At 71.2% G+C, this 1,427-nt stretch carries 2 protein-coding genes and 1 pseudogene; all 3 read left to right on the top strand.

Features of this window, described 5'->3' with window-relative positions; all coding sequences use genetic code 11:
• Nucleotides 1-187 (top strand): annotated as a pseudogene (locus tag AB0B35_RS42115) (hypothetical protein); the annotation flags it as partial.
• Nucleotides 156-677, top strand: a complete 522-nt coding sequence (locus AB0B35_RS42110; protein WP_361057517.1) for a hypothetical protein — start codon at nt 156-158, stop codon at nt 675-677. The pseudogene AB0B35_RS42115 and the gene AB0B35_RS42110, both read left to right, overlap by 32 nt.
• A 159-nt stretch (nt 678-836) precedes the next feature.
• Nucleotides 837-1,346, top strand: coding sequence for a hypothetical protein (locus tag AB0B35_RS42105; RefSeq protein WP_361057520.1), 510 nt, complete (start codon nt 837-839; stop codon nt 1,344-1,346).
• Nucleotides 1,347-1,427 lie beyond the last annotated feature (81 nt).

The raw sequence follows: 1,427 nt of genomic DNA, 5'->3' as shown, positions 1-1,427 counted from the left end.
GGCGTCGGGATTGCCGCCGCTGGTCTCCGGCGGGCTGGGCGCGCTGGTCACCACGGTGGTGTACGCGGTGCTGTGGCACCTCGGCCTGGTGGTCGGCGCGGCACGACGGCCGCGCGCGGGCCGGCTCAGCGACGGGGCACCCGTCGGAGTCGGCTGTGCCCGCGGGCAAGCCGCCCCGGCCCAGTAGCAGCGCGACCACGCCACGGGGGCGCTGCGCGGACTTCGCCGCGCCGGAGCTGGCCCAGGAAGGCCTGACGGAACTGCCGCCGCTGCGCTTCGAGGTGGAGCCGGTGCCAGGGCGGCTGCGGCTGCTGGTGTACGCCGACGACAGTGGCAGCACGGCGTGCCGGCTGGGGGAGGAGCAGCACTCGGTGCAGGTCGGCGCGTCCGACCTGACGACGGCGATGCGGCCGTCGTTCCCGCCGGGCGGGCTGAGCAACGCCTCGTCGGCGTTCGGGTCCGACCCTGCGGCGGCGTACACCTTCGGGCGCGCTCCGGTGGGCGTCACCCGGGTCGAGGTGCACTTCCCGGGCGGGGTGGTGCGCGACGCGCAGGTCGACGGGGAGTGGTATCTGCTGACCGGGGCTGGTCAGGAGTCGTACGACTTCGCCGAGATCACGAAGATCGTCGCGGTCACCCCGGACGGCCGTAAGGAGCTGCCGGTGGAGCACGGCTGACGGCGCACCCGGCTGGTCAGCCGGCCTGGTGGTCTCATGGCACACTGTCGCCTCGCGGACAGTTCATGTTTCGCGTTCACCCCCGGACGAAGGACCCCCCTCGTGGATCTGGCCACCCTGCAAGCGCAGCAGACGCTGTTCATCAAGCAGCGCTTCACCATGATGATCAACCGGTACGAGGTCACCTCGGTGCAGCCCGACGGCACCCCCGGCGCGCAACTGGCGTTCGTCGAGCAGAAGCGCATGGCCTTCAAGGAGCAGGTCACGCTGTACCGCGACGACAGCAAGACCAGCGTGTTCGCCGCGTTCAAGGCCCGCAGCGTGATCGACCTCGGCGCGACCTACGACGTCACCGACGGCAACGGCGCCCCGATCGGCCTGTTCAAGAAGGACTTCGCCAAGTCGCTGCTGCGTTCGACCTGGCACGTGGAGCCCGCCGGCGGCGCGCGTTTCACCGGCCAGGAGCGCAGCCTGCCCATCGCGCTGCTGCGCCGCTTCGCCGACCTGACCTTCTGGCCCTACCACTTCGACTTCGTGCGCGACGGCCAGCCGGTGTTCTCGGTCATGAAGAAGTTCGCGCTGGTGCGCGACAAGTACACCGTCCAGATCCACGACCCGGCCATCGACCGCCGCCTGGTCGTGGCGATGGCGGTGGCGCCGGTGACCTGAACCTGCTGCGCGTCGTCGCGCTCACCCCGCTCGGCGAGATCTGTGGCACGTCGCGCGCACTGCTGCTGGACGCGCTCCAGG

The organism is Catellatospora sp. NPDC049133 (genome assembly GCF_040648455.1).
Classification (GTDB): Bacteria; Actinomycetota; Actinomycetes; order Mycobacteriales; family Micromonosporaceae; genus Catellatospora; species Catellatospora aurea.
Note: the sequence above shows the minus strand (reverse complement) of the source record. Positions and strands in the feature narration are given on the sequence as shown.